The organism is Streptomyces sp. NBC_01390 (assembly GCF_045040105.1).
GTDB lineage: Bacteria > Actinomycetota > Actinomycetes > Streptomycetales > Streptomycetaceae > Streptomyces.
In genome coordinates, this window is sequence record NZ_CP109551.1 from 11,256,981 (window position 1) to 11,277,771 (window position 20,791).

A 20,791-nucleotide genomic window follows, 5' to 3' on the forward strand; every position below is an offset into this window, starting at 1 on the left:
ACCGTCGCGAGTTGACCCGCCTGACTCCGGCACTGCTACTAAGCGTGACATTCGTGGGGGAGTTTCTGGGGGGCCGGGGCGTCCGGTTGGATGAGCACGTGACTGTCTTTGACGTAGCTCGCCAGCTCCCTTCCATTGCTGACCTGCGGACTCTGTGCCGCTCACTGGCGATGCTCGATGCGATCCTGAGCCCGGACTGGGAAGGCCGGTACTACTCCTTCAATGCCGGCTGGGCCGACGGCGAGGAGATGGCGGCGATGCGCAACGGGTCGGGGGACGAGTACTCCATCGTGTTCGCGGCGGCCGGGGCCTATGTCCGCGGCTTCGACCACGAAGCACCGATGAGCCCTTATGGCAACGATGGAGAGCCTTGGCCGGGGGTGATCGACGAGGTTCCGGAGGTCTTCAAGCCCTTCGCCGAAGAGGCGGCGTTCACCGACGAGGATGACGTTCCCGTCGTGACGGCCTGCCTGTGGCGGGAGGCGACGGATGATCGGTGGCGGCACGGCGTGATCGATTTCCCCGCCGGTTGTTCCGACCCGGACGGGGCAACGGGTCTGTTCGAGCTCCTGGTCGACCGCTCGCCGGAAGCGTTCCAGCGCTTCGCCGAGGACTACTACGAGATTCCCGTGGACCTGGAAGCCGTGCGCGACGTGTATGCCTTGCGACCGCTGAGCCAAAGGCTCGTGTCAGCGCTGCACTCGGAGGTCACCCTCGCAGACCTGGCCGAGGACATCGCCGAGATCGGCTACCCGCAGCCGGTCCGAGACATGATCTGAGCTTCAACCGTCGGTGAGTCGATGGGGAGTCCAGCCGGATGGTGACCGTAGGTGGTCGCCTGCGGCGTATCGGTTCCAGGTCCCGCCGGTCTCTCTCGGAGGGCATCTGATCTGGGTAGTTGGTCTTCTGGGATGGGTTTGCGACTGGCGGCGCTGGTGGTCGTTGGGTGGAGCGTGAGTGTTCGTCGTCCTTACCGCAGTGACGTGTCCGACGCCCGCTGGGCCTTGATCGAACCGGTCTTCACCGCTTGGCGAGCAAGGCGGACGGGGCCCGGAACGGCGGCTCGGGTGCACGATCTGCGAGAGATCGTCAACGCGATCCTCTACGTCAACCGCACCGGCATCCCGTGGGAGTATCTGCCGCACGACTTCCCGCCGTTCAAGACCGTCGATGACTACTACGCGAAGTGGGAAGCCGACGGCACCACCCAGCAGGTCCACGACCTGTTACGCGACAAGACCCGCCGATTCCATGGCCGCCGGGCGGAGCCGACCGCGGCCGTGGTGGACGCGCAGAGCGTGAAGACCTCGGCAAACGTCGCCGATACCAGCCAGGGCATCGACGCCGGCAAGAAGATCAAAGGACGTAAGCGGCACCTGATCACGGACACGCTCGGTTTGGTGCTGGCCGTCCTGGTCACCGCCGCGAACGTGCACGACACCACCGGCGGCAAGCGCCTGCTCGACGACCTGGCGGCGGCTCATCCCAGCGTGACGAAGGTCTGGGCCGAAGGCGGTTACCAGAACAGCATCTGAGGGGTCTCGCGGTTTCCGGACAGGCTTCTGACCGTCTATTTCATGCGGCGATTCGCAACTTCTCGTACTCGGCGTGGACTTCGCGCGGAGGGCGGTAACCCACCGCCGAGTGGAGGCGCTTGCGATTGTACCAGAATTCGATGTAGCGAGTGATGTCCTGCCGGGCGGCCTCGCGGGTCAGGTAAGTCACCCTTGATACGCGCTCATTCTTCAGGGCGCCGAAAAATGATTCGGCCATGGCGTTGTCGAAACAGATTCCGGTGCGGCCAGATGATCTGCGGAGCCCGAACCGGTCGAGCGTCCTCCCGAACTCGGATGACATGTAGTTGCTGCCCCGGTCGGAGTGAAATATCGCGCCGGCCGAGAGCTTCCTGTTCCGTGCCGCGTTGCGGATCGCCCTGGATATCAACGGAGTTTGGTAGTGGTCGTCCATTGCGTAGCCGATCACTTCCTTCGTGCAACAGTCGATGACTGTCGCGAGGTACAGCCAGCCTTCCCCGGTCGCGATATAGGTAATGTCGCCGACGAGCTTTTCACCAGGCGCAGCCGCGGTGAAGTCGCGGCCGACGAGGTCTGGCACCAAGCCAGCCGCAGTCTGAGTGAGGTTGAACCTCTTCGGGCGTGGCTGGCAAGGCACCAGGTCCAGTTCACGCATGAGGCGGCGGACCAGCTCCACGCCCGCGGCGACGCCCCAGCGGTCCAGCTGGGCCTGGACGCGCCGGTGCCCGTAGGTGCTGTCGGACATGTCGAAGACCTTCTCGATGAGCAGTTTCAATTCTTCGCGCCGCTGGACTGTCGCGGATTCCGGGCGGGATCTCCAGTCGTAGTAGCCGGATCTGGATACGCCGAGCCGACCGCACATGAACTCGACGCTGTATGCGTACTCCTCGGTGTCGAGCCGCATCTCGTCGATGAACTCGTACTTGCCTGCTACCGGGGATCCTTCGCGAAGTACGCTGCGGCTTTTTTCAGGAAAGAATTTTCCATCTCCAGCTCACGGTTACGTCGTTCGAGTTCCCTCAGGCGTGCCCGCTCGTTCACCGTCAGTTCCGCGTCGGGAGCCGGTTCCTGCTGCTTCTGATGCTTCTTCACCCAGCCGCGTAGCGTCTCCGAGTTCAGCTCAAGCTCCCGGGCGACTTCGGAGATCGTCTTGCTCGACCTCAACGCGATCTGGACGGCTTCCTCACGGAACTCCGGCGAGTACTTACTGGGTGGCGCCACTTCTTCCTCGTTTCCTTGTCCAGGACAACCCTATTGGGTGCCTGTCCGGAAACTTCGGGGCCCCTCAATCTTCAACCACGGCGCCGTCCTGGGCATCGATGTCGAGGTGGTGCAGCGGCAACGGACGAAGGGGTTCGAGCCCCTGCCGAAACGGTGGGTGATCGAGCGGACCTTGTGCGCCACGAGGCGCTCTGTTTGTATCCCCGGCTCAGCCGGGAGGAACTCGGAAGGAGGTTTCTGGGCCCGATGACTTACCTGGAACCGAAAGGCGAAGGGGACAAAAGCATGTCAGAAAACCAGTGACCGGGCCCAGTTGTCAGGGGCGGTGTGCTGGGTGGCCCGCGCGATATGGCGAAGACTGAATTGTTTGAAGCCCAATCTCCAGAAGATGCAAGTTCCCATCCGTCGGAAAGACAGCTGAAACCGACGCCGTGCTCTGCACTGGCTTCTATTGTGCGGTCGGTGCACCTCCGGAGCGCGGGCGATGTCCAGCGAGGACATTCAAGGAGATGAGTGGGTCGCCTACGTCGCGCTAGAACGTACAAACAGAGACGAACGTGGGATCGCCTACGGGACGCGAGTCCTATGGCGACGGAGGCCTCGTAGTAGTCGCCGGAGCAACGCCCGGCCAGGGAGGATGGGAAAGCCGTCCGCAGGGCGAAGGGGGCCAGGTGATTCGGACACCTTCAGACTCGGGAGGTATGCGAAATGCAGAGTGCCGAAACGGTGCTGGGTGTCCTGCGTGAACGCGGCAGGCGTGGCCTGCCGTGCGAGGAACTGTATCGACAACTGTTCAACCCGCAGTTGTATCTGCTGGCCTACGGGCGAATCTACGCCAACCACGGCGCGATGACGCCCGGGGTCACAACGGAAACCGCTGACGGCATGTCGCAGAGGAAAATTGACCGTACTATTGAAGCGATGCGCCACGAGCGTTACCGCTTCCGTCCGGTCCGGCGCGTTCATATTCCCAAGAAGAACGCGGGAAGACGCGTCCTCTGGGGCTGCCGACGTGGTCGGACAAGCTTGTCGGCGAAGTCGTCCGTCTCTTACTGGAGGCGTATTACGAGCCGATGCTCTCCGGCCGGTCTCATGGGTTTCGGCCTCGTCGTGGGTGCCATACCGCGCTGCGGGAGGTGGCTCACACCTGGACCGGGACAGCCTGGTTCATCGAGGGTGATATCGCTGACTGCTTCGGCAGCCTGGACCATCAGGTCCTGTTGGCGATTCTCGGCGAGAAGGTCCATGACCAGCGGTTTCTGCGGCTGGTGCGGAACATGCTGACAGCCGGATACCTGGAGGACTGGAAGTGGGGCGCCACGCTCTCCGGAGCGCCGCAAGGCGGGGTGGCCTCCCCGATCCTGTCCAACATCTATCTGCACAAGTTGGACGAGTTCGTAGAGACAGTACTGATTCCGGAGTACACCAGAGGGGTGCGTCGGGCCCGAAATCCGGCGTATTTGGAGCTGCAAAATCTGCTGGCGAAGGCTCGCCGACGCGGTGACCGGGTTCAGGCCCGGACGCTGCGGCAGCAGATGGTCAGCCTGCCGAGCTCGGATCCACAAGATCTGGGATACCGGAGGCTGCGCTACATCCGCTATGCAGACGATCACCTCCTCGGATTCACCGGACCGAAGGCCGAGGCTGAGCAGATCAAGCAACGCCTGGCGATGTTCCTGCGCGAAGAACTCAAGCTGGAGCTTTCCCAGGAGAAAACGCTGATCACTCACGGTCGCACCCAAGCGGCCAGGTTCCTCGGTTACGAGATCGCGACCCAGCACAACGACACGAAGAAGACCGGCCGTTACCGACGCGTCAACGGTCAGATCGCTCTTCGTGTCCCTCTGGACGCGATCAAGTCCAAAAGTGCCCCCTATCTTGCCCGCGGCAAACCCGCAAAGCGAGATGCCCTCATCAACAGCAGCGATCACGCGATTGTTGCCACGTTCGGGGCCGTCTATCGGGGCATTGTCCAGTACTACCTGCTCGCCGGGGATGTTTCCCGGCTGCACCGACTGCGATGGGTTATGGAGACATCCATGCTCAAGACCCTTGCGTCCAAGCACCGTTCATCCGTGTCGAAGATGGCTGCCAAGCACAAAACCAGAATCGACACGGATCATGGCCCTCGAGTCTGCTTCGAGGCCCATATCGAGCGGGAGAACAGGAAACCGCTGGTGGCGCGGTTCGGTGGAATACCCCTCTATCGGCAGCGGGCGGCGAAGGTGGTCGACCGGCGGCCGACGTGGGTGGACTATCCGCACAAAGAGCTGGTCACCCGGCTCCTGGCGGACACATGCGAGATCTGCGGGCACAACGGTGATGTGCAGGTGCATCACATTCGCGCCCTTGCAGATCTCGCCCATGCCGGATGGCCGCCGTCCGACTGGACGCGCGTCATGCTCGATCGACGCCGTAAAACGGTCGTGGCTTGCGATGCCTGTCACGATCGGATCCACGGGGCGCAGGCGGCCAAGCCCTTCACGTCGTAGTCACTGGAGAGCCGGATGACCAGGAAACCGTCATGTCCGGTTCGGCGGGAGGCCGTGCGGAAAAGGGCCTGCCACGGCAGGCACCTCGCCGCGCGGCCGACCCAACCGGCTGGTGCATGAACGCCCGCCGCAACGCACGCGACTACGAACGTCTTTCCCAGCACTCCGAAGCACACCTGAACTGGGCACTCATCACCATGATGACCAGGCGCCTGACCCGCAAGAGCCCCCGAACGAGCCAGTGGACCCGGAAGCCATCGTCCGGCGGATGATGGCCGTCCTTACCCGGCGCCGTCCGGCGCGCTGGCGCTGCTTCAACGTCTGCTGAATCAGGAGTCGGCTTCTGGGGGGTCCATCATGCCCTGTTCGGATACCCGGAGGAGTTCAGTAAGCGACAGAGCCGAGTGCGGGAGCCAGCGGCGTTCTGCGGAGTCGTGCTCGGCGTCCTCTTCCCAAGGACCAGCCTTCCAGGTGTCGATGACGGAATCGCGCGATTCTGCGGTGACGGGGATCCACGTAACAGTGTCGGCCTCGATGCGTCCTGATGACGCGCGGACTGCGTCGACGAGTTGCTGTTCGCTGAGCCGGGTCCGCACGTGAGCGAAGAAATATGCGGATGCCTCAAGGGCGTAGAACCCGAACCACGAGAAGACGATGTGATCGTAGTAGTCGGAGCGGTCTGTAAGGCCGATCTCCTCCTTCAAGGCCCGCCTCGCGAGCTTGAACCACCATTCCACGTCTTCCTGAGGGGCGGGCCAGTTCATGGTTTCGTGGGCACCTGCCTGGTGGAAGTCCGCCCAGACACGCTGTCCCGTCGGACGGCCGATGACCATAAGCGTGCCGGTGCGGCTCTGGACCGTGACGTTGATGGCGATGTTGGACCTCGGGGCGGACCTGATGATGCGGCGCAGCCCTTCTTGCCGGCCATTGGTGTACTTGCCGTGGAGGATCCTGTTACGGATTGCTTCGTAGGCGGCCTTGTCAGCGCGCATGTAGTTACGCAGGGCTACGTGACGTGAGTAGACGGAGCGGGACACCTTCAGGTGCAGTTGCTCGCTGCGGGGGTCTTGTTCCCGATCGTCCACCTCGTAACTGACCAGGGCAGGACATGGGCTGCCCATGCCTTCGGCCTGAGCCTCGGCCAGCAAACGGTCGAACAGCTTATGGTCACGGATCCAGTCTTCGCGCTGCCCGTGGCGGGTCAGCTCGGTCGCCCAGTCCACGATCTCGATCGGCGCCACGTTGCGGTCCTCGACCATCGGGCGTGCCGGGTTCCATGTGGAGATCCGAAAGAATCCGAGGTCCTCAGAGTCGAACGGGCTGAGCTGATACACCTTGGGCTCCGCTCCGAGAAAGGTTCTGGTGAAGTCGAGGGTCGGGGCGATTTTGCCTGCGATCTGGGCGCACCGGCTCAGTTCGTCCTCCACCGCTTGGAGGAAGCGCTGACGCAGATCGAGATCCACCGGAAGAAGCCGACAGTTCGGCTTGAAGATCAGTTCGATATCTTCAAGTGACATACCCAGAGCGGGATGTCGCTCATGTACGAGCTGGGCAAGCCATGTGCGGTTCAGCGTGAAGGCCGCGCTGTATGGCCCGAAGCCTCCCTCCGGAGCCTGCCTCTTCGGTGCGCCTGGCCTGGGCCTGCGCTGGTTGATCCTGTCGCATTCAGCCTTCACCGCATCGCGGAATCCGCCACTCAACTGTGCATTCAGGGTCGGCACTTGACCTCCCATCAGGTGCCATCAGCGTATAGCTCACATACCTCAGGAATCTAGGGCATGTGGGTGCACCCAAAAGGCGCAGGTCAGGGCGTCGAGGTTACCCACGCAGGTGACTTGAAGATCGAATACATGGCCGGACAAGCAGCATCACTACGGAAGTGCATTGGAACTATGCACAGGTCAGGGCGCTAATAGATATCCATGGCCATCCACCTGAAAGGCTTCCATCCACGCACGATCAAACGCGTGGCTGGTTGGGCACCACCACGATGAGGGCGTGCATGCTCCATGGCATACGACCTTCAAAGAAGTGCGGGTCCGCCGACCCTGGCCTGGTAACCCTCGTGCCGACGGACCCGCCAAACCACCCGACTGTCGGTCGGCGCGGCCGACCGACAGCAGAGAGGCGGAACTGTGACCTACCTGGTTATGCCCACCATCGGCGCCGCACTCACCATCACCCTCATCACGATCGCCTTCCTGATCTCCTGTTGCGCGGCACTGATCGCGGGCTTCCTCGCCCGCCTTCAGCATGCCGACGTAAATACGATCACCAGGAACGCCGGGGCGGCGTTCGCATCGACCCTGACTCTGTGCATGGTCGTCATGGCCGCGGCCGGCATCCTCAACGGCGGTTGACAAGAAGAAGAAAAACACCTAATCAAGAGCTGCATCTTCATCTGGCACCGCCTCACGCCCTCACCCTGAAGGCGCGAGACCGGTGTCGACGACGCCGGAGGCGAGGAGGGTGATGCGGCCTACTCGGTGGCGGCGGCGCGCTTCTTCTTCGTCTGCCGCTTGGCCGGTGGTGGTTCTTCGACGGAGGCGCCGTTGTTCATCCGCGTAAAGGCTTCCAGGACCTGGTCGATGATGCGGCGGCGCATCTCGCTCTCGGGGTCCTCGCCCAGGTTCTGGGCCAGGCGCTCCGCGGTCAGGCCGCGATCAGTCCGGCCGCCACGCTCCTACGCGTTTCCTGGCCCCCGGTTACTGCAGCTACCTACGCGGGTGCCGAGTCTCTGCGGGCGATCTACAGTCCGCTACATGACCGTTCTCATCGTTCTCGGAGGCGCCCTCCAACTGGCTGGCCTTGGCGCCGCAGCCTGGGGCGTGACCCTGACCAGGAGGACGTATGCCCCAGAGCACCCCAGCACGTTCCACCAGGCAAAAGAGCTGTTGGGCAGCTGCCTTCGGCGGCTCAGCCGCAGACCGGCCGGGACTCCCTCCAGCTCCCCTGCACCCCTGCAGACCGACGCGGTCGGGACGGCTGAGCGGGCGTACGTACTAAGAAGCTGTTGTCTTTCCGGACTTGAGGACTGCGTTTCCGCTGGTCAGGCGTAGGGTCGGCGATCCCGTGGGAGTTGTGGCCTGTCGTGTTGTCGCTGCCCGGGAGGTCGTGGATGCCGTCGGTGGTTGGGCTGTTGGAACAGCGTGAGCTGGGTGCTCGCCGTCGTGTTGACGAGCTGCGGGAGGAAGCCGACCGTGTCCAGGCCGAGTTGGCCGTGGCCGAGCGGGAATGGAGGGAGTGGGCCATCGCCTGCTCGCGGGTCGGCGAGGTGCTGGCCCCCGTGGACGAGAGCGGGCAGGACCCCGCCCGGGCCGAGGGGACCGCGCCAGCCGCCGGGGAGCAGACCGGAAAGACGCCGCAGGTGCCGGAGGCAGCGAAGAGGAAGTCGCAGGTTCCGATGTGGCGTGAGGGGCTGGCCTGGTCGGTGCTGTCGGTGGACTATCAGCGCATCCTCACCGCGCTCGCGGACCGGGACCGGCTCCGTCAAGGTCCGCTGACCTGCCAGGAGTTGGCCGTGTTGTTCGGTCTTGACGTGGTGCCGGCCAAGGTGGAGGCGCTGCGGTCGAAGGCGAAGCGACTGGTCGCGCGGGGCTGGCTGGCCGAGGGGCAGCCGGGACGGTTCACGCTCGCTGCGGGTGTGGCCGGGCGAGGCGGCGGGTCATGAGCAGGGTCATCGACCAGTAGATCATCGCTTCGGCGCTGGTGGTGCGGCGTTCGTAGTCGCGTGCCAGGCGGCGGGTGCGCATCAGGTGGGCGAAGAGGCGCTCGACGATCCACCGTTTGGGCAGGACCACGAAGCCGCGCATGTCGTCGCTGCGTCTGACGATCGCGAGGACCAGGGCGAGCACGGTGAGGCAGCGCTCGACGAGGCTGCCGGTGTAGCCGCCGTCGGCCCAGACCAGCTCCAGCCGGTGGTGGGCGTCGGCGACCTGCCGCAGCAGGACCTGGGCGGCGGCGCGGTCGCCGGTGTCCGCGGCGGTGACCATCACGCCCAGCAGCAGGCCGAGCGTGTCGACCACGACGTGCCGCTTGCGCCCGTTGACCAGCTTTCCGCCGTCGAAGCCGCGGCTGTCCGCACCGACGACGGCGTCCGCCTTGACGGACTGCGAGTCGATCACGCCAGCCGTCGGCTCCGTGTCGCGCCCGTCCCTTTCGCGGATCCTTGCGCGCAGCCGGTCGTGGAACTCCTTGACCAGCCAGTGGTCGCGCCAGCGGCGGAAGAACGCGTAGACCCGGTCCCACGGCGGGAAGTCGGCGGGCATGGCCCGCCACTTGATGCCGTTGTCGACCAGGTAGCGGATCGCGTCGAGTATTGCCCGGTGGCAGTACGCCTCCGGCTGTCCGCCCCGGCCGCGCAGCCAGCCCGGCACGGGCAGCAGCGGCCGGGCCACGGTCCACTCCGCGTCCGTCATGTCCGAGGGATACCGCCGAACACGTTCCGGGTGATCGGCTGCGTTTCCGAACCGGTGGGCGACACAATCACACGTCGGTGCAGCCGAGTTGAACTCCACCGGCGTGTGCACGTACAACTGCGGCAACAGGGTCTCCTGGATCTCGGTTGGCTTCGCAACCCCGAGCTACCAAGAGGCCCTGCCTTCATGCCCGCAGCCGGCGCCAACCACCCGATCGAGACTCCCGTTCGACTCACACCCCTCAAGATCGGAACGACAACAGCTACTGAGGGTTCGTCACGTGCGGTGGTGTCCATCGCCACCCTGAAGCCGGACCCGATGGCCGAGGACGCCGACTACGGGGTGGACTGGGCGGAGCGCTTCGAGGGCGCCTCGGCCTATCTGAAACGGCGCCCGCTGGCCCCGGCAACCTGGGCTCAGCTGCAGGAGGACATCGAAGCCGCACCGTATCGGATGCCGCCCGGCACCACAGCGGTTGCCGTCACCGGCAGCCTGCGTCTGGCACCCGCGTTCGTGGTCGGTGCGGCCTTCCGCATGGTGACCGGCGCCGACCTGGCTGTGGTCCAGCGCGGCCAGTTGTGGTCATCCGCCGAGCCTTACGAGACTCCGCTGCAGCCGGCCGTCGACGAGCACGTCCTCGATCTCGGGCCCGACCTCGCCGTCGCCATCGCGGTCGCCACCGACCCTGCTCAGGATGTGCTGGACTTCCTGACCGAGCAGCAGATCCCTGTCTCCCGGCTGCTGGTACTGCGCCCGCCCGGCGGGGCGAAGGACAACTCCATCCCGGACGCCGCAACGGCCAACGCACTCGCCGTCGGCATCCGGGAACACCTCCGCCGTGCCTGCCGCGCCCACCCCGCGATCCACCTTTTCCAGGCCGGCCCCATGGGCCTGTCCCTGCTGCTGGGCAACCGGTGGAACCGGCTGCGCCCGACCACCGTGTACGAGGACGTCAACGCGCAGCAGGTGTACGAGAAGGCGTTCGTCATCGACGCATGAGGACCCGCCACAACCACTACGATCCCGCTGCCTACGGCGGAGTCGCGCCCTGCGCCAGCCGCAGGTCGTGGTGGACCAGAGATATCCGGTCACGGGCCGTCAGCCAGCCCAGCGCGACAGCGATCGGCAGCGGGCCGTGGAAGAACAGCAGCCCCTCCACCGCGGTGGCGACGCCGAGCCGCTGCGCCCACTCCTGCCGCGCAGCCTGCCAGCACTCCCAGACATACGTCGTCACCGCGGCGTAGACACCGGGATCGTCGGGCAGGTAGGCGTTGCCGGTGTCGATGACGAGATAGGCGCCGCACGGACCGTCCGTGCCGCCGGGGCCCGCGGGCGGGAGACGGTAGCCGGTGTGGTGTCCCGGCCCGTAGGAATCCTGCCCGGTCACCGCCACGTGGCGTGCGTCATCAACCATGGAGCCGGCCGATGCCAGACGCACGATCAGCGCGATCCGGTGACGTTGCGCTCCGGCTGCGGCGGGGATCTCCACGAGCTGCGGACGGCCGCGCGTCGGGGCCACCAGAAGCCCGGTGACCTGCGCGCGCTGTGGGGGAGTGAGCGCAGCACGCAGCGAGCTGCCGAGCTCGACGCCGGGGACCACAGAGCGCCCGGCCTGCTGAGACAGATGCATCACGGCCAACGACAGCTGTGCATCGTCGGCCAGGCGCCGGCCCAGAAGGAACCCGTCCTGCAGATGAGCGAGCACGTACAGCGCGACCTCGGGCTCCGCTCTGCCGCCCGCTCGCAACTCCTCAATCTGCGCGTCGATGAGCCTGGCCACGAAGTCGGCGACGTCCGAACGGCCTTGCACAGAGCGCTCGCCGGGCCACAGGACCGCGCGATCGATGACCAGCGTCGCGCTGTGCGCGGTGCGGGAAGCGTTCTTCAGCGCCACGACCCGCGAGGCCTGCGTGCGGTCCGCCGGGTACAGGCTGACCACTACGCCGAGTCCACGGGGGCGCTGCAGCACCCACCCCGCCAGCATCAGGACGAGAGCGCCGGCGAAGACCACGACAAACACCCACTGCCGCTTGGTCCACTGCTCCAGGATGCTCGGTACGACACCGAGCGCGACGGCCGTGGAGGCCGCCATCAGCACCGTGCCGGCGCCTTCCCGGGAGAACAGCAGCCGCCTCAGTTGCCCATGCCACCTCACACGTCCCCCCCATCCTCCGGTCGAAGTCTCCTCTGCAGTGTCCCGCTGTGTGCCCGCTGACGCCGAAGATGTGAAAGGTGTGTTTTGCCCGGCCGTCCGCCTCGTCCTTCTGTCGTCGGACGAGCCCGCATCGGGCCCCGGGGCCACTGGCCCGGCCCTGGCGGGCTCCTCAGCGTGAGGCCGCAGCCCCGAGGTGCCTCCCACCTGCACAAAGCGCGCGGATCCGATATGTGCGAACGCCACCGCGAACAATCAGCTAGTCCTGGTGCAGGAGGGTTTGTCAGTGGCGGGTCTTACTGTGGTGAACGAGCAGCCACCGATGCCTGTTTGCGGCCGCCGCACCCCCACCCGGGAGCCAGCGGCCACGGCGTGCACCCGGGCTGGACGACGCGCCCGAGGAGGCACACCCCATGGGAATCAACGAGGCATTCGACGCGCTGCAGAAGGCCGTCAACGAGGACATCGGCAAGACCGGACTGGCTCGTGAGCGCCGGGACCTGTTCAAGACCGCGCTGCTGAGCGAGCCCGATGTCCTGGAGACCTTCGGCTCGGGCTCCTTGAGCCGCAGCACGCAGCTCAAGCCCATCCACGACGTCGACATCATCGCCGTCTACGACCAGGCTGAACAGCCCGAGTGGGGGAGCGAGGGCTCAAGCGCAGAGGATGCTCTCGAGCACGTCCGCACCCGGGTAAACCAACTGCTGAGCCAGAGCGACGGCACTCACGCCAACCAGGTCCGGCATACTCTCCTGCGTAACCACGCGGTCAAGTGCTTCCTTGACGACCCCGAGGATCCCGATGCCTTCACGGTCGACGTGATGCCCGCGCTGCGCCAGCCCGACGGCACGCTGCTCATCCCCGAGAAGCTCAGCACTCGTTGGGTGCCCGCCAACCCGGAGTACCTCATCGAGCAGGTCGCCGATCACCAGCGTGACTGGTCGCACTTCCGGCCCCTGGTCCGAGTCCTCAAGCAGTGGCGGCTCGACGCCCCGGTCGAGGGACGCATCAAGTCTCTCGTCATGGAAGTCCTCGCTCTCAATTGCATGCCCAGGACCGGCAACCGGTCCCAGGCGCTCAGGACGTTCTTCACCGCGGCTGCGGTCCGCGTCAACGAGGGTGTCTGGGACCCGGCCGGCCTGTGCGGTGAGATCCAGCCGGACCTCGACCGTGCGGGGCTGTCCGCCGCGTTCACCAACGCGGCGGACATCGCCGAGCGGGCCTGCGCGGCCGCGACCGAGGGCGACACCGACGACGCTCTGCGACTGTGGCAGGAGATCTTCGGAGACGACTTCCCGGCACCCGCTGCACCGGCCAAGCCTGCCTCGCTGATCACCGGGACGCCCGCGCTCATCACCCCGCGGCCCATCAAGGACGCACCCCAGGGATGACCACCGCACACACGCCCAATGACCGCACGCCCATCACCTGGTGGGCGTGCGAAGCACGCCGGCTTCGCTGCGACCACGACGAGATCACCGCTCAGTTCCCCGGCCTCGTCTGGAACGACGCCGGAGCAGGAACCTGGGAAGGCAGGCTGCCCCGCTGGCCTTTCGACCGGCCCGAGCCCGAGCACCTCACCACCTGGATCGGCGACGAAGGACTCCTTCTGCGCCTGGAGTACAGCCAGGCGTACCCCATGGTGGCGCCCCGCCTCGTCCCCCTCGATCCGCTGCCCGAACCGTTTGAATGGACCCAGCACCGCTGGCACGTCAACGGCGACGCCAGCCTGTGCCTCCTGCGCGACGACGTATGGACGGGCCGCGAGTCCGTTGTCGATCTGCTGCTGAAGGCCGCCGGCTGGCGGATCGAGTACGCACTGATGAAACACCAGATGATCGAGCAGATGACCGGCAGCGGCATCGTCACCGACCACAGCCTCGACCACTTCCTGGCCCAGCCCCTGCCACCCGAGGACACCACTGGCCACCCTGAACTGGACACCGGCGGGCAGGACGGTCCCGCGTGCTGATCCTCATCCCACAGGACGCCGCGACCACACTCCGCACCTCGGGCGCGTGGGGCCGACTGTCGTTGCGTATCAGCCAGCCGGACGACCTAGCTGTGGTGGGCGGCATCTCCGATGGCGGCGGCTCCATCATTTCTGTCGACCCGCCGCCGCCCGTCCCCCGCCTGCTCGCCAGCTGCGACTCCCGTCCTACCGGCTACTGGTACCAGGCCAAGAGTGAACTCCACGCGCTCTGGTACCTCCTGCGGGTACGGCGTGGCACGTCCATGAAGTTGGACGTGTTCAAGGACGCCGTGCCCAGCGGTTTCAAGACGCCGGGCGACGGCGGCTACGTGGCCATCACCCACGCCCCCGAAGTGAAGGACGCCTTTCCCGAAAGCGGTCTGCCGGACCTCGTCGCCTGGCACGTCACCCGTGCGGGCTTCCAGCCCCTCGAGGCGTCGGCCGAGCCCGAAACCACCGGGATTGGGCAACTCAGCGGTCACTGGCCCGTAAAGGAACTGCAGAACACGCGGATCATGCTGATCGGAGCGGGGAGCATCGGCTCGGCCACCGCGCACGCACTCGCCGGCTACGGCGTCGGCCATCTCACCCTCATCGACCCCGACCGGCTCGACTGGCACAACCTCGTCCGGCACACCAGCGCCCGCAAACACATCGGCCGACACAAAGTCACCGCCCTCGCCGAGGAACTCGCCTCCCTGCGCCCTGACACCGCGGTCACCCCCCTGCCCCTGGACGTCATCGAACACGCCGACCACGTCCGGGCCCTCCTCGCGGACACTCACCTCGTCGTGTGCACGGCAGACGGGGTGGCCCCGCGCCGTGTCACCGGACACCTGGCCCGCCGCGCCGGCCTCACCGCAGTCCTCGCGTGCGTCCTGCAGGACGGTGCCCTCGGCGAGATTCTGCGGTTGCACCCCTGGCCCCGGCACGGCTGCCTCACCTGCCGGCGCCAGAGCCTCGCCGAGGCAGGCGGCCTTGACCCCGAGCCCGCCCTGGACGCCGGGTACGGCACCGGCACCCGCCACCGGCCGATGACCGCCGTCGGCTCCGACCTTCACCTGGTCGCCCAGCTCGCGGCCAAAACCGCCGTCGCCACCGTCCTCGAACGCGCCGGGCACCCCGACCAGCGACTGCCGGGAGAGCACGCCCTGCTCGGCCTGCGCCGACAGCCCGACTGGGCCCCGCCCTTCAACCTCGGTCACACCGCCGAGCTGCGCTGGCTTCCCGCCACACCACCGAGATCCGGCTGCCCCACCTGCGAAGCACCATGACCCAGCAGCCCGTCACCACCGTGCACCTCACCGCCCCGGCCGCCCGGATCATCACCACCGAACTGCGTACGGCTGACCACACCACCGAGACCGGAGGCATCCTGCTGGGACACCACACCCACAACACCGTCACCGTCCACCACGCCGGAACCCCCGGTCCCGCCGCCGTACGTACACCCACCTACTTCCTCCGCGACCTGGCACACGCCCAGGCACTGGCCGACGAGGCGTTCGCGAGCGACGCCAGTGTCTGGGTCGGTGAGTGGCACACCCACCCCACCAGCCGCCCCGTCCCCAGCGCTCGTGACGCCGCCACCTACAGGCAACTTCTCGGCGACCCGGAACTGGGCTTCCACAGCGTCATCGCGGTGATCCTCGCTCCCCGCGAACACCACTGGGTCGGCGCGGCCTGGGCAGCCCGGCACGGTCGGATCACGCCGGTGGAGTTACGGCTGGACGGACCCGTCGGATGACGCCATGAGGGGCCACGCCGTTAAACCGGGCGGCGCAGTACGTCACCCCGCACGATCAGGATCTTGTGGGCGGACCAGTCGGCGTGGCAGGTGTCGCAGACCGTTTTGATCCATCCTCCGGGGGCGTCGTTGCGTGAGCGCGGTCGGCCGACTGCCCCACAGAATTCGCATGTAGCAGCCGCCTCCGCGACAGATGCCGCCACCAACGTACTTACCTTCTCGGGCACAGCCTGCTCGCCGGCGGTGACATGGATGCGCAAGCCGCCGAGCTTCTCCGTCACGTCGGTGACCCGGTAACCGGGCATGTCCACGGTGAGCTGCGCGTGGAGGCGTTCCAGAAGGGGATGCCAGCCCGGTCCGACGGCACGCAGCCGTGCGGGGATCTGAGCTCCGGCCGCAGCGGACCGGTTCCCTTCGTTGTCCATGCGGGCATCGTCCCTCACACGGCCTGCCCTTTGACGGACCATGACCTCCAAGCGAGCGGTACGGCAGGCCGGCTCGGCAGAGTCAGCCCGCCCCGGACCGCTGGCGCCCGGCGAGGTCCCCGTTCGCGGTGGCGACGAGATCTGCCAGGCGCTGCTCGGCATCCTGGCGGGTTCGCGGGGCGAGGCCGGCCAGCCCGCTGCGCAGCAGGCTCCCGACCCGCTCCACGAGCGGCTTGTCCTGCGGCCGTGCGCACCGGACCGTGGACTGTCGCCGCGGCACGTCAGCGTAGGCGACAAGACGTGCCGCGGAGATGCGCAACGGATCGCTGTCCACGCTGAACAGCCAGCGCCAGCTGGGGGCCGTCGCCGGTCGGTACGGTGATGACGTCCGATTCCTGCACGATGATCACCTCTCTGTGTCGGGGCCGGCCCCTCTCCCGAGGGCGGCTTGTGCCTGCAGCCTTCTGCGGAGTGAAGAACCGGTCGGCGGCTTCCCGCCGTGCTGCGGCGGTCGTTTCCGGCGCCGGGATTCCCTAATCCCAGTCGTTGCCGGGGTCGTGGCGGCCGACGATCATGTTGTTGAGGGCTTCTTCGGTAATGGCTTCTGTTCCGTATTCGATGGCTTCCTGGGCGGTCTGGCAGATGAGTTGGTCGAGGGTGTCCATGTAGCCGCCGGTGCGTGCGTGGAGTTCTTCCTCGAGGTCCAGCAGCGCGCCGGGCCTGTGGTTGTAGAGCCGGAGGTTGTCGTCGTAGCGCTGCACCACGCCCCGCCATCCCCCTTCCTGCCCTGCATGCAGGGGGATGGGGTTGATCCGCATGACGGGCAGACTGCTGTTGAACTGCTCGGAGGTGCGGGGGCGTTCGCTGCGGCGGCGGTTGTGCAGGCCTTCGTTGACGATGTCGGTGGCGCCGCGACCGCTGTAGACGACGGAGACGCGCAGGCGGCCCTGGAGGCAGTCGAAGTAGTCGAAGGCGGTGGCCAGGTCGCTGTCGTGGATGCGGTCGACGCCGTCGATGAGGATCAGGGAGGTACGGCTTTCCCACATGGCGTGCACGACCGGTTCGGTCATGTCGGTGCTGCGGTAGGTCCGCTTGTCGATGTTGATGGTGTGGTCCATGCCGAAGAAGTCCGCGAAGGGCAGGGACCAGTCCATGTTGCTTTCATGGCGTGGCGGGACGTTGATGTAGACGACGGGGGTCCACTCACTGTCCGGCCGACGTTCGGTCTCCAGCACTCCCTGGTAGGCGCGTCCGATCTGGAGCAGCAGCGTGGTCTTGCCGGCACATCCGTCGATGATCATGCTCATGCGTTTGCCGGTGGGGCGGAACCTGTTGGTGCGCAGGGTGCGCCGCGCGTCCTTCAGCCCCTGGGTCACGTCGGGGGTGCTGACGGCGATCATCTCCCCGTGGTAGATCATCCGCGGATCGGTGTCGGTGACCTTCGTGCCCTGGGGGGCGCAGTCCTGCAAATCCGGGGGTTTGAGAGTGCGGTGCACGAAGTCCATGAACCCCTCCCGCACCGTGAGCAGTTCGGGATCCATCGGCGCCCACCGTGCAGCGAGAGCTGCGGAGGCGGCTGATTTCGGGGCGGTGCGCGCAGTGTCCATCACGTCTCCTGGGGGTCTTGGCTGGGCGGTGGCGAGTCCTGGCCGGGCCACGGCGCAGGCGGCTCGGACGGATCCGGGGCCAGTTCCCGGAAAATGTCGCCGGCTGATCCGCCCAGGCTGTGCCCTCCCGCAGGGGCGGGACGACGCCGCGGCGGCCGCGCCTGGACCGGCGACGCAGGCGGGGCGGCAGGTTCGGGCGCAGCGGGCGGCAGCGCGGCGCGTCTGCCGGGGAAGAGGTCCTTGGCATCGACGTTGAGAGACGGTGCGGGCGTGACGCTGCCGGGTTCGGCCCGGGTGATCCCCGCGTACGGGTTGACCGGTGTTTCGGCGATCTCCAGGGGCTGCGGAACGAACGCGGCCACCGGCTTGGCGGAGGGGGAGGGGCCGCGCCGTGCGCGGGCCAGGAGATCGTCCACGGCCCGGGCGATTTCTTCCTCGCTGCCTTCCCTGCCGGTGAGGCCGGCGACGAGGTCGGCGGCCTTCTCCCACAGGTACTGGGTCCAGGAGTCGTAGATCAGGTGCTGGTACTTGAAGTCGAAGGGCACCCACGGACTGCGGGTGGGGTCCTTCTCGACCGTGTGGTCGTACAGCCACACCCGGCTGGGCTCGTAGGGGTTGTAGTGGACCGACCAGCTTTGGCCCTGTCCCTTGATGCCGGTGTGGCGGTTCTTGAACTCCCGGATGCGGTGGCTGACATACGTACGGTTGTCGATCTTGATGCCGTCACGGGTGACGGTCCGTTTCACATGGAGGAGCAGCTTGCGGCTCTCATCCGGTGTGACCGGCCGCGGCACGCCGCCTTCCACGGCCACCGCCGCCGCATACATCTGGTTCGGCGTGAGCACCAGAGAGGGAAGGAAGGGGGAGCGCAGTCCTTCGTGCGGCCGCCGCTGCCACTCGGTGACCACCCACTCGTGCCACAGGTCCTGCAGCTTGTTCAGCGTCCACAGGCGTTCCTTTTCGACGTCCTTGCCGCGTGTGGCCAGTGTGTTGCCGGTGTAGCCGGCGACGAACTGGGAGAACATGCTCTTGACCGAGGCATTGGTACGTTCGATGACCGCCTTGTCGGTGGGCGTGCGCTCCCGGGCGGACTCCACCTCGATGCCCAGCATGCTGCACACGTCTCTAAAGTGCCGGGCCTTGAAGATCTTGGCGTTGTCGACGACCACCGTCTTCGGGCGGATGACCGGCCGGGCCGCGGCGCCGGCCATCCGCGGATCGCCGGCCAGCATCTGCGCGTAGGGCAGGTCCGAGTTGGCGGCCAGGGCCTGCGGCGACCAGCCGGGGCGCACGGCGAGCGGCGCCATCGCCTGGCCCAGCAGCAACGCGGCATCCAGCGACTTGGTGCCGCGGCCGCCGCGGCGTCGGCTGCCCGGCCCCTTCTTGCGTCCCGAAGACTTGGGAACGATCATTCCGGCGATGAAGCTGCGGCACAGGATGTCGAAGGCATAGGTCAACTCCACTGCCACGGGACGCCCGTCGTCGCCGAGCGCCAGGACGTCCAGCCCGGTGCCGTCGATCTCCACGCGTTCGCCCAACAACGACACCGGCGCCCGATGGTAGGGAGGCTCGGGAGGGGCGGTGGCATCCTCGCCCTGCCCGGGCGCGGCCTCCAGCGACTCCTTCGAGATCCCCAGCCGCTTGAGCAGGTCGTAGAAGGTGGTGCGCGCCGGCATCAGGGCGCGGTACTCATCCGGGTACGCGCGGCGCAGCGCCGCGCGCACTCGTTTGTACAGCCGGGAGAAGGTGCCCGCCGACGCGCCGCCCTGGGCTTTGTCCTCCTGGCGGATCAGCTTCACCACACGCTCGTCGACGTTTCCGTAGACGGTGCCGGTGCGCAGCCACCGCTTGTCGACCAGACCGAGCAGCCCGTGTGCTTCGTAGGCCAGGCATTTGCGCTGCACGGTGGCGACCGACCCGGTGAGACCGGCCGCCTGCAGTTCGGTAGCCTTCAGGGCGTAGCGGGCGGTGCGGGTGGTGGTCGCGGGATCATAGCCGTGCCGCGGAGTGAAGGCGCCGTCCCGGGCGCCGACAGGACGGCCGGTCAGCACCTCACGGACGTGCTTCTCCCATTGGCGCGCCTCCTTGAGCTGGTCCTCCTCCAGGCGGTCCAGCACGGACAGGTCCGGCACCGCTTCCGGCTCCTGTGGCGTCCCGTCGGCCTTCAGCACGGCGAAGTCCGGGGTGGACACCAGGACGCAGACCAGCACCAGCGCGTCCTGGCCGGCGTCGTCCATCGCCGCCAGGTGCACGGTGGCGCCCTGCAGGGCGCCCACCAGATAGCGGTCGGCCTTCCACCGGACCGTCATCCCCGGCCGCAGCGTCCCTGCAGGCTCGTCCGGGGCATCGACCGGCAGGGCAAGCACGGCGCTCATGCTGCCGCTCCGGCCGCCCACACCAGGCTGTCGGGGGTCAGGGGCTCATCCCAGTGCGTCGTCAGGTCGTACGTCCACAGCAAGTGCCAGCTGCGCGCGCGGCCCTGTCCCGGGGGAAGATCCACAGCGTCGGCGCCCTCGCCCAGGGGCAGGGGCCGGGCGAATGTCTCCAGCAAGACCGTCTTGGACCTCTCGTCGGCGAACTCGTCGTGACGGAACTGCGAGACGATGTACACATTGCGGCGCAGCTGGCCGCCCGGGGCGCGGGCGACATCCACCTGCCATCCCGCCTCCTCGGCAACTGCCCGGGCCACCGACCATTCCTGATCGTCCGGCTCCCTCCCGGCGGGGGAGTGAAGATACAACATCTGCTGCCCCTCGGCGGTGCGTGCCATGAACGCCGGGTTCACCACTCCCGCACGCTCACCCTCCCGCCACTCGACCTGCAGCGACGGCGCAGCCAGGCAGACGATGCGCGGATCGCGGTCGAGGAACATGGCCGCGTACGCATGCTCCTGCGACCTGCAGCTGACGCCCTTCTTGGTGGTCGACGACCACCACTGCCGCACCTTCGACTTCCGCCCCCGGTAAGCGCGCTGCTCGTGCAGCACCGGCCACTCCTCCACCGGAAGCCCGTGCACTGCCCGCGGCGTACTGACGCACTCGCGGCCCAAGTCGTCGCGGTAGCGCACCTGTAAGTCCACGAGCTGCTCCTCTCGTGCCGCGGCCGCTGTGCTGCGCGGCAGACGTTCAACAGGATCCGGGTCCCGCCCACTCCCGTAGGACCCAGCTGCTGGAGTTCACCCGAAAGGATTCAGGTGGGCTTGCGGTCTTGACGATGTCCCCT

Annotated in this window: 18 protein-coding genes and 3 pseudogenes; 11 read left to right on the forward strand and 10 right to left on the reverse strand. The window is 66.9% G+C overall.

What is annotated here, in order from left to right; translation table 11 throughout:
• Positions 1-98: 98 nt before the first annotated feature.
• Both OG241_RS50180 and OG241_RS50185 read left to right on the forward strand, forming a co-directional pair.
• The gene (locus OG241_RS50180; RefSeq protein WP_405826878.1) at positions 99-779 is read left to right on the forward strand and encodes a hypothetical protein; all 681 of its coding nucleotides are present in this window, start codon (positions 99-101) and stop codon (positions 777-779) included.
• 132 nt (positions 780-911) lie between these two features.
• Positions 912-1,532: pseudogene (locus OG241_RS50185) on the forward strand (IS5 family transposase); the annotation flags it as partial.
• Positions 1,533-1,575: 43 nt separating this feature from the next.
• Here the strand turns inward: OG241_RS50185 and OG241_RS50190 are convergent.
• A protein-coding gene (locus OG241_RS50190) for an IS3 family transposase (protein WP_405812709.1) occupies positions 1,576-2,756 on the reverse strand; the annotation gives its coding sequence in 2 pieces (ribosomal slippage) (positions 1,576-2,492 and positions 2,492-2,756; 1,182 coding nt in all).
• A gap of 708 nt (positions 2,757-3,464) precedes the next feature.
• Here OG241_RS50190 and OG241_RS50195 point away from each other — a divergent pair.
• Positions 3,465-5,248 (forward strand): annotated as a pseudogene (locus OG241_RS50195) (reverse transcriptase domain-containing protein).
• A 110-nt stretch (positions 5,249-5,358) separates the two neighbouring features.
• Positions 5,359-5,511: pseudogene (locus tag OG241_RS50200) on the forward strand (IS5/IS1182 family transposase); the annotation flags it as partial.
• A 66-nt stretch (positions 5,512-5,577) separates the two neighbouring features.
• On the opposite strand, the gene OG241_RS50205 reads toward OG241_RS50200, so the two are convergent.
• Complete coding sequence (locus tag OG241_RS50205) at positions 5,578-6,969, reverse strand: hypothetical protein (RefSeq protein WP_405812658.1); 1,392 nt, start codon at positions 6,967-6,969, stop codon at positions 5,578-5,580.
• A gap of 414 nt (positions 6,970-7,383) precedes the next feature.
• Between OG241_RS50205 and OG241_RS50210 the strand changes: the two genes are divergently transcribed.
• The gene (locus tag OG241_RS50210) at positions 7,384-7,608 is read left to right on the forward strand and encodes a hypothetical protein (protein ID WP_405812656.1); all 225 of its coding nucleotides are present in this window, start codon (positions 7,384-7,386) and stop codon (positions 7,606-7,608) included.
• Between the two features lie 119 nt (positions 7,609-7,727).
• On the opposite strand, the gene OG241_RS50215 is transcribed toward OG241_RS50210, so the two are convergent.
• Positions 7,728-7,853 carry a hypothetical protein gene (locus OG241_RS50215; protein ID WP_405812654.1) on the reverse strand — a complete coding sequence of 42 codons (126 nt, stop codon included), beginning with the start codon at positions 7,851-7,853 and terminating at the stop codon, positions 7,728-7,730.
• Positions 7,854-8,366: 513 nt separating this feature from the next.
• Between OG241_RS50215 and OG241_RS50220 the strand changes: the two genes are divergently transcribed.
• A complete protein-coding gene (locus OG241_RS50220) occupies positions 8,367-8,918 on the forward strand; it encodes a hypothetical protein (RefSeq protein ID WP_405812652.1) in 552 nt (183 codons plus the stop codon).
• Here OG241_RS50220 and OG241_RS50225 read toward each other — a convergent pair.
• On the reverse strand, positions 8,875-9,666 hold the full coding sequence (locus OG241_RS50225) for an IS5 family transposase (RefSeq protein WP_405812650.1): 792 nt from the start codon (positions 9,664-9,666) through the stop codon (positions 8,875-8,877). The genes OG241_RS50220 and OG241_RS50225 overlap by 44 nt on opposite strands.
• Before the next feature lie 288 nt (positions 9,667-9,954).
• On the opposite strand from OG241_RS50225, the gene OG241_RS50230 reads away from it, so the two are divergent.
• On the forward strand, positions 9,955-10,665 hold the full coding sequence (locus OG241_RS50230; protein WP_405812648.1) for an SAVED domain-containing protein: 711 nt from the start codon (positions 9,955-9,957) through the stop codon (positions 10,663-10,665).
• Positions 10,666-10,696: 31 nt separating this feature from the next.
• Here the strand turns inward: OG241_RS50230 and OG241_RS50235 are convergent, their stop codons facing one another.
• Positions 10,697-11,821 (reverse strand): hypothetical protein, encoded by a 1,125-nt coding sequence (locus OG241_RS50235; RefSeq protein ID WP_405812646.1) that lies wholly within the window; start codon positions 11,819-11,821, stop codon positions 10,697-10,699.
• A gap of 410 nt (positions 11,822-12,231) precedes the next feature.
• Here OG241_RS50235 and OG241_RS50240 point away from each other — a divergent pair, with 410 nt between their 5' ends.
• Genes OG241_RS50240 through OG241_RS50255 form a run of 4 tightly spaced genes read left to right on the forward strand, consistent with a single transcriptional unit; the run spans position 12,232 to position 15,537 of the window.
• Positions 12,232-13,209: a hypothetical protein gene (locus OG241_RS50240; protein ID WP_405812644.1), complete on the forward strand. Its 978-nt coding sequence runs from the start codon at positions 12,232-12,234 to the stop codon at positions 13,207-13,209.
• Entirely contained in the window at positions 13,206-13,790 is a 585-nt protein-coding gene (locus OG241_RS50245; RefSeq protein WP_405812642.1) for a hypothetical protein, read from the forward strand. Before OG241_RS50240 ends, OG241_RS50245 begins: the two co-directional genes overlap by 4 nt.
• On the forward strand, positions 13,784-15,064 hold the full coding sequence (locus tag OG241_RS50250) for a HesA/MoeB/ThiF family protein (RefSeq protein ID WP_405812640.1): 1,281 nt from the start codon (positions 13,784-13,786) through the stop codon (positions 15,062-15,064). Before OG241_RS50245 ends, OG241_RS50250 begins: the two co-directional genes overlap by 7 nt.
• Positions 15,061-15,537, forward strand: a complete 477-nt coding sequence (locus tag OG241_RS50255) for a Mov34/MPN/PAD-1 family protein (RefSeq protein WP_405812638.1) — start codon at positions 15,061-15,063, stop codon at positions 15,535-15,537. Before OG241_RS50250 ends, OG241_RS50255 begins: the two co-directional genes overlap by 4 nt.
• Positions 15,538-15,557: 20 nt before the next feature.
• Here the strand turns inward: OG241_RS50255 and OG241_RS50260 are convergent, their stop codons facing one another.
• The 5 genes from OG241_RS50260 to OG241_RS50280 all read right to left on the reverse strand — a co-directional run bounded on the left by OG241_RS50260 (position 15,558) and on the right by OG241_RS50280 (position 20,648).
• Positions 15,558-15,962, reverse strand: a complete 405-nt coding sequence (locus tag OG241_RS50260) for a hypothetical protein (protein ID WP_405812636.1) — start codon at positions 15,960-15,962, stop codon at positions 15,558-15,560.
• 82 nt (positions 15,963-16,044) lie between these two features.
• Complete coding sequence (locus tag OG241_RS50265) at positions 16,045-16,242, reverse strand: hypothetical protein (protein ID WP_405812634.1); 198 nt, start codon at positions 16,240-16,242, stop codon at positions 16,045-16,047.
• A gap of 253 nt (positions 16,243-16,495) precedes the next feature.
• Positions 16,496-17,569, reverse strand: a complete 1,074-nt coding sequence (locus tag OG241_RS50270) for an ATP/GTP-binding protein (RefSeq protein WP_405812632.1) — start codon at positions 17,567-17,569, stop codon at positions 16,496-16,498.
• A complete protein-coding gene (locus tag OG241_RS50275; protein WP_405812630.1) occupies positions 17,569-19,944 on the reverse strand; it encodes a Mu transposase C-terminal domain-containing protein in 2,376 nt (791 codons plus the stop codon). The genes OG241_RS50270 and OG241_RS50275 overlap by 1 nt, the downstream gene beginning before the upstream one ends.
• Positions 19,941-20,648 carry a hypothetical protein gene (locus OG241_RS50280; RefSeq protein ID WP_405812628.1) on the reverse strand — a complete coding sequence of 236 codons (708 nt, stop codon included), beginning with the start codon at positions 20,646-20,648 and terminating at the stop codon, positions 19,941-19,943. The genes OG241_RS50275 and OG241_RS50280 overlap by 4 nt, the downstream gene beginning before the upstream one ends.
• Between the last annotated feature and the right edge of the window lie 143 nt (positions 20,649-20,791).

Excerpts from the sequence above, each read along its gene's own strand:
- OG241_RS50215 (WP_405812654.1), bottom strand. The coding sequence starts at position 7,853 with ATGCGCCGCCGCATCATCGACCAGGTCCTGGAAGCCTTTACGCGGATG.
- OG241_RS50270 (WP_405812632.1), bottom strand. The coding sequence starts at position 17,569 with ATGGACACTGCGCGCACCGCCCCGAAATCAGCCGCCTCCGCAGCTCTC.
- OG241_RS50220 (WP_405812652.1), top strand. The coding sequence starts at position 8,367 with ATGCCGTCGGTGGTTGGGCTGTTGGAACAGCGTGAGCTGGGTGCTCGC.
- OG241_RS50275 (WP_405812630.1), bottom strand. The coding sequence starts at position 19,944 with ATGAGCGCCGTGCTTGCCCTGCCGGTCGATGCCCCGGACGAGCCTGCA.
- OG241_RS50245 (WP_405812642.1), top strand. The coding sequence starts at position 13,206 with ATGACCACCGCACACACGCCCAATGACCGCACGCCCATCACCTGGTGG.
- OG241_RS50225 (WP_405812650.1), bottom strand. The coding sequence starts at position 9,666 with ATGACGGACGCGGAGTGGACCGTGGCCCGGCCGCTGCTGCCCGTGCCG.
- OG241_RS50240 (WP_405812644.1), top strand. The coding sequence starts at position 12,232 with ATGGGAATCAACGAGGCATTCGACGCGCTGCAGAAGGCCGTCAACGAG.
- OG241_RS50260 (WP_405812636.1), bottom strand. The coding sequence starts at position 15,962 with ATGGACAACGAAGGGAACCGGTCCGCTGCGGCCGGAGCTCAGATCCCC.
- OG241_RS50255 (WP_405812638.1), top strand. The coding sequence starts at position 15,061 with ATGACCCAGCAGCCCGTCACCACCGTGCACCTCACCGCCCCGGCCGCC.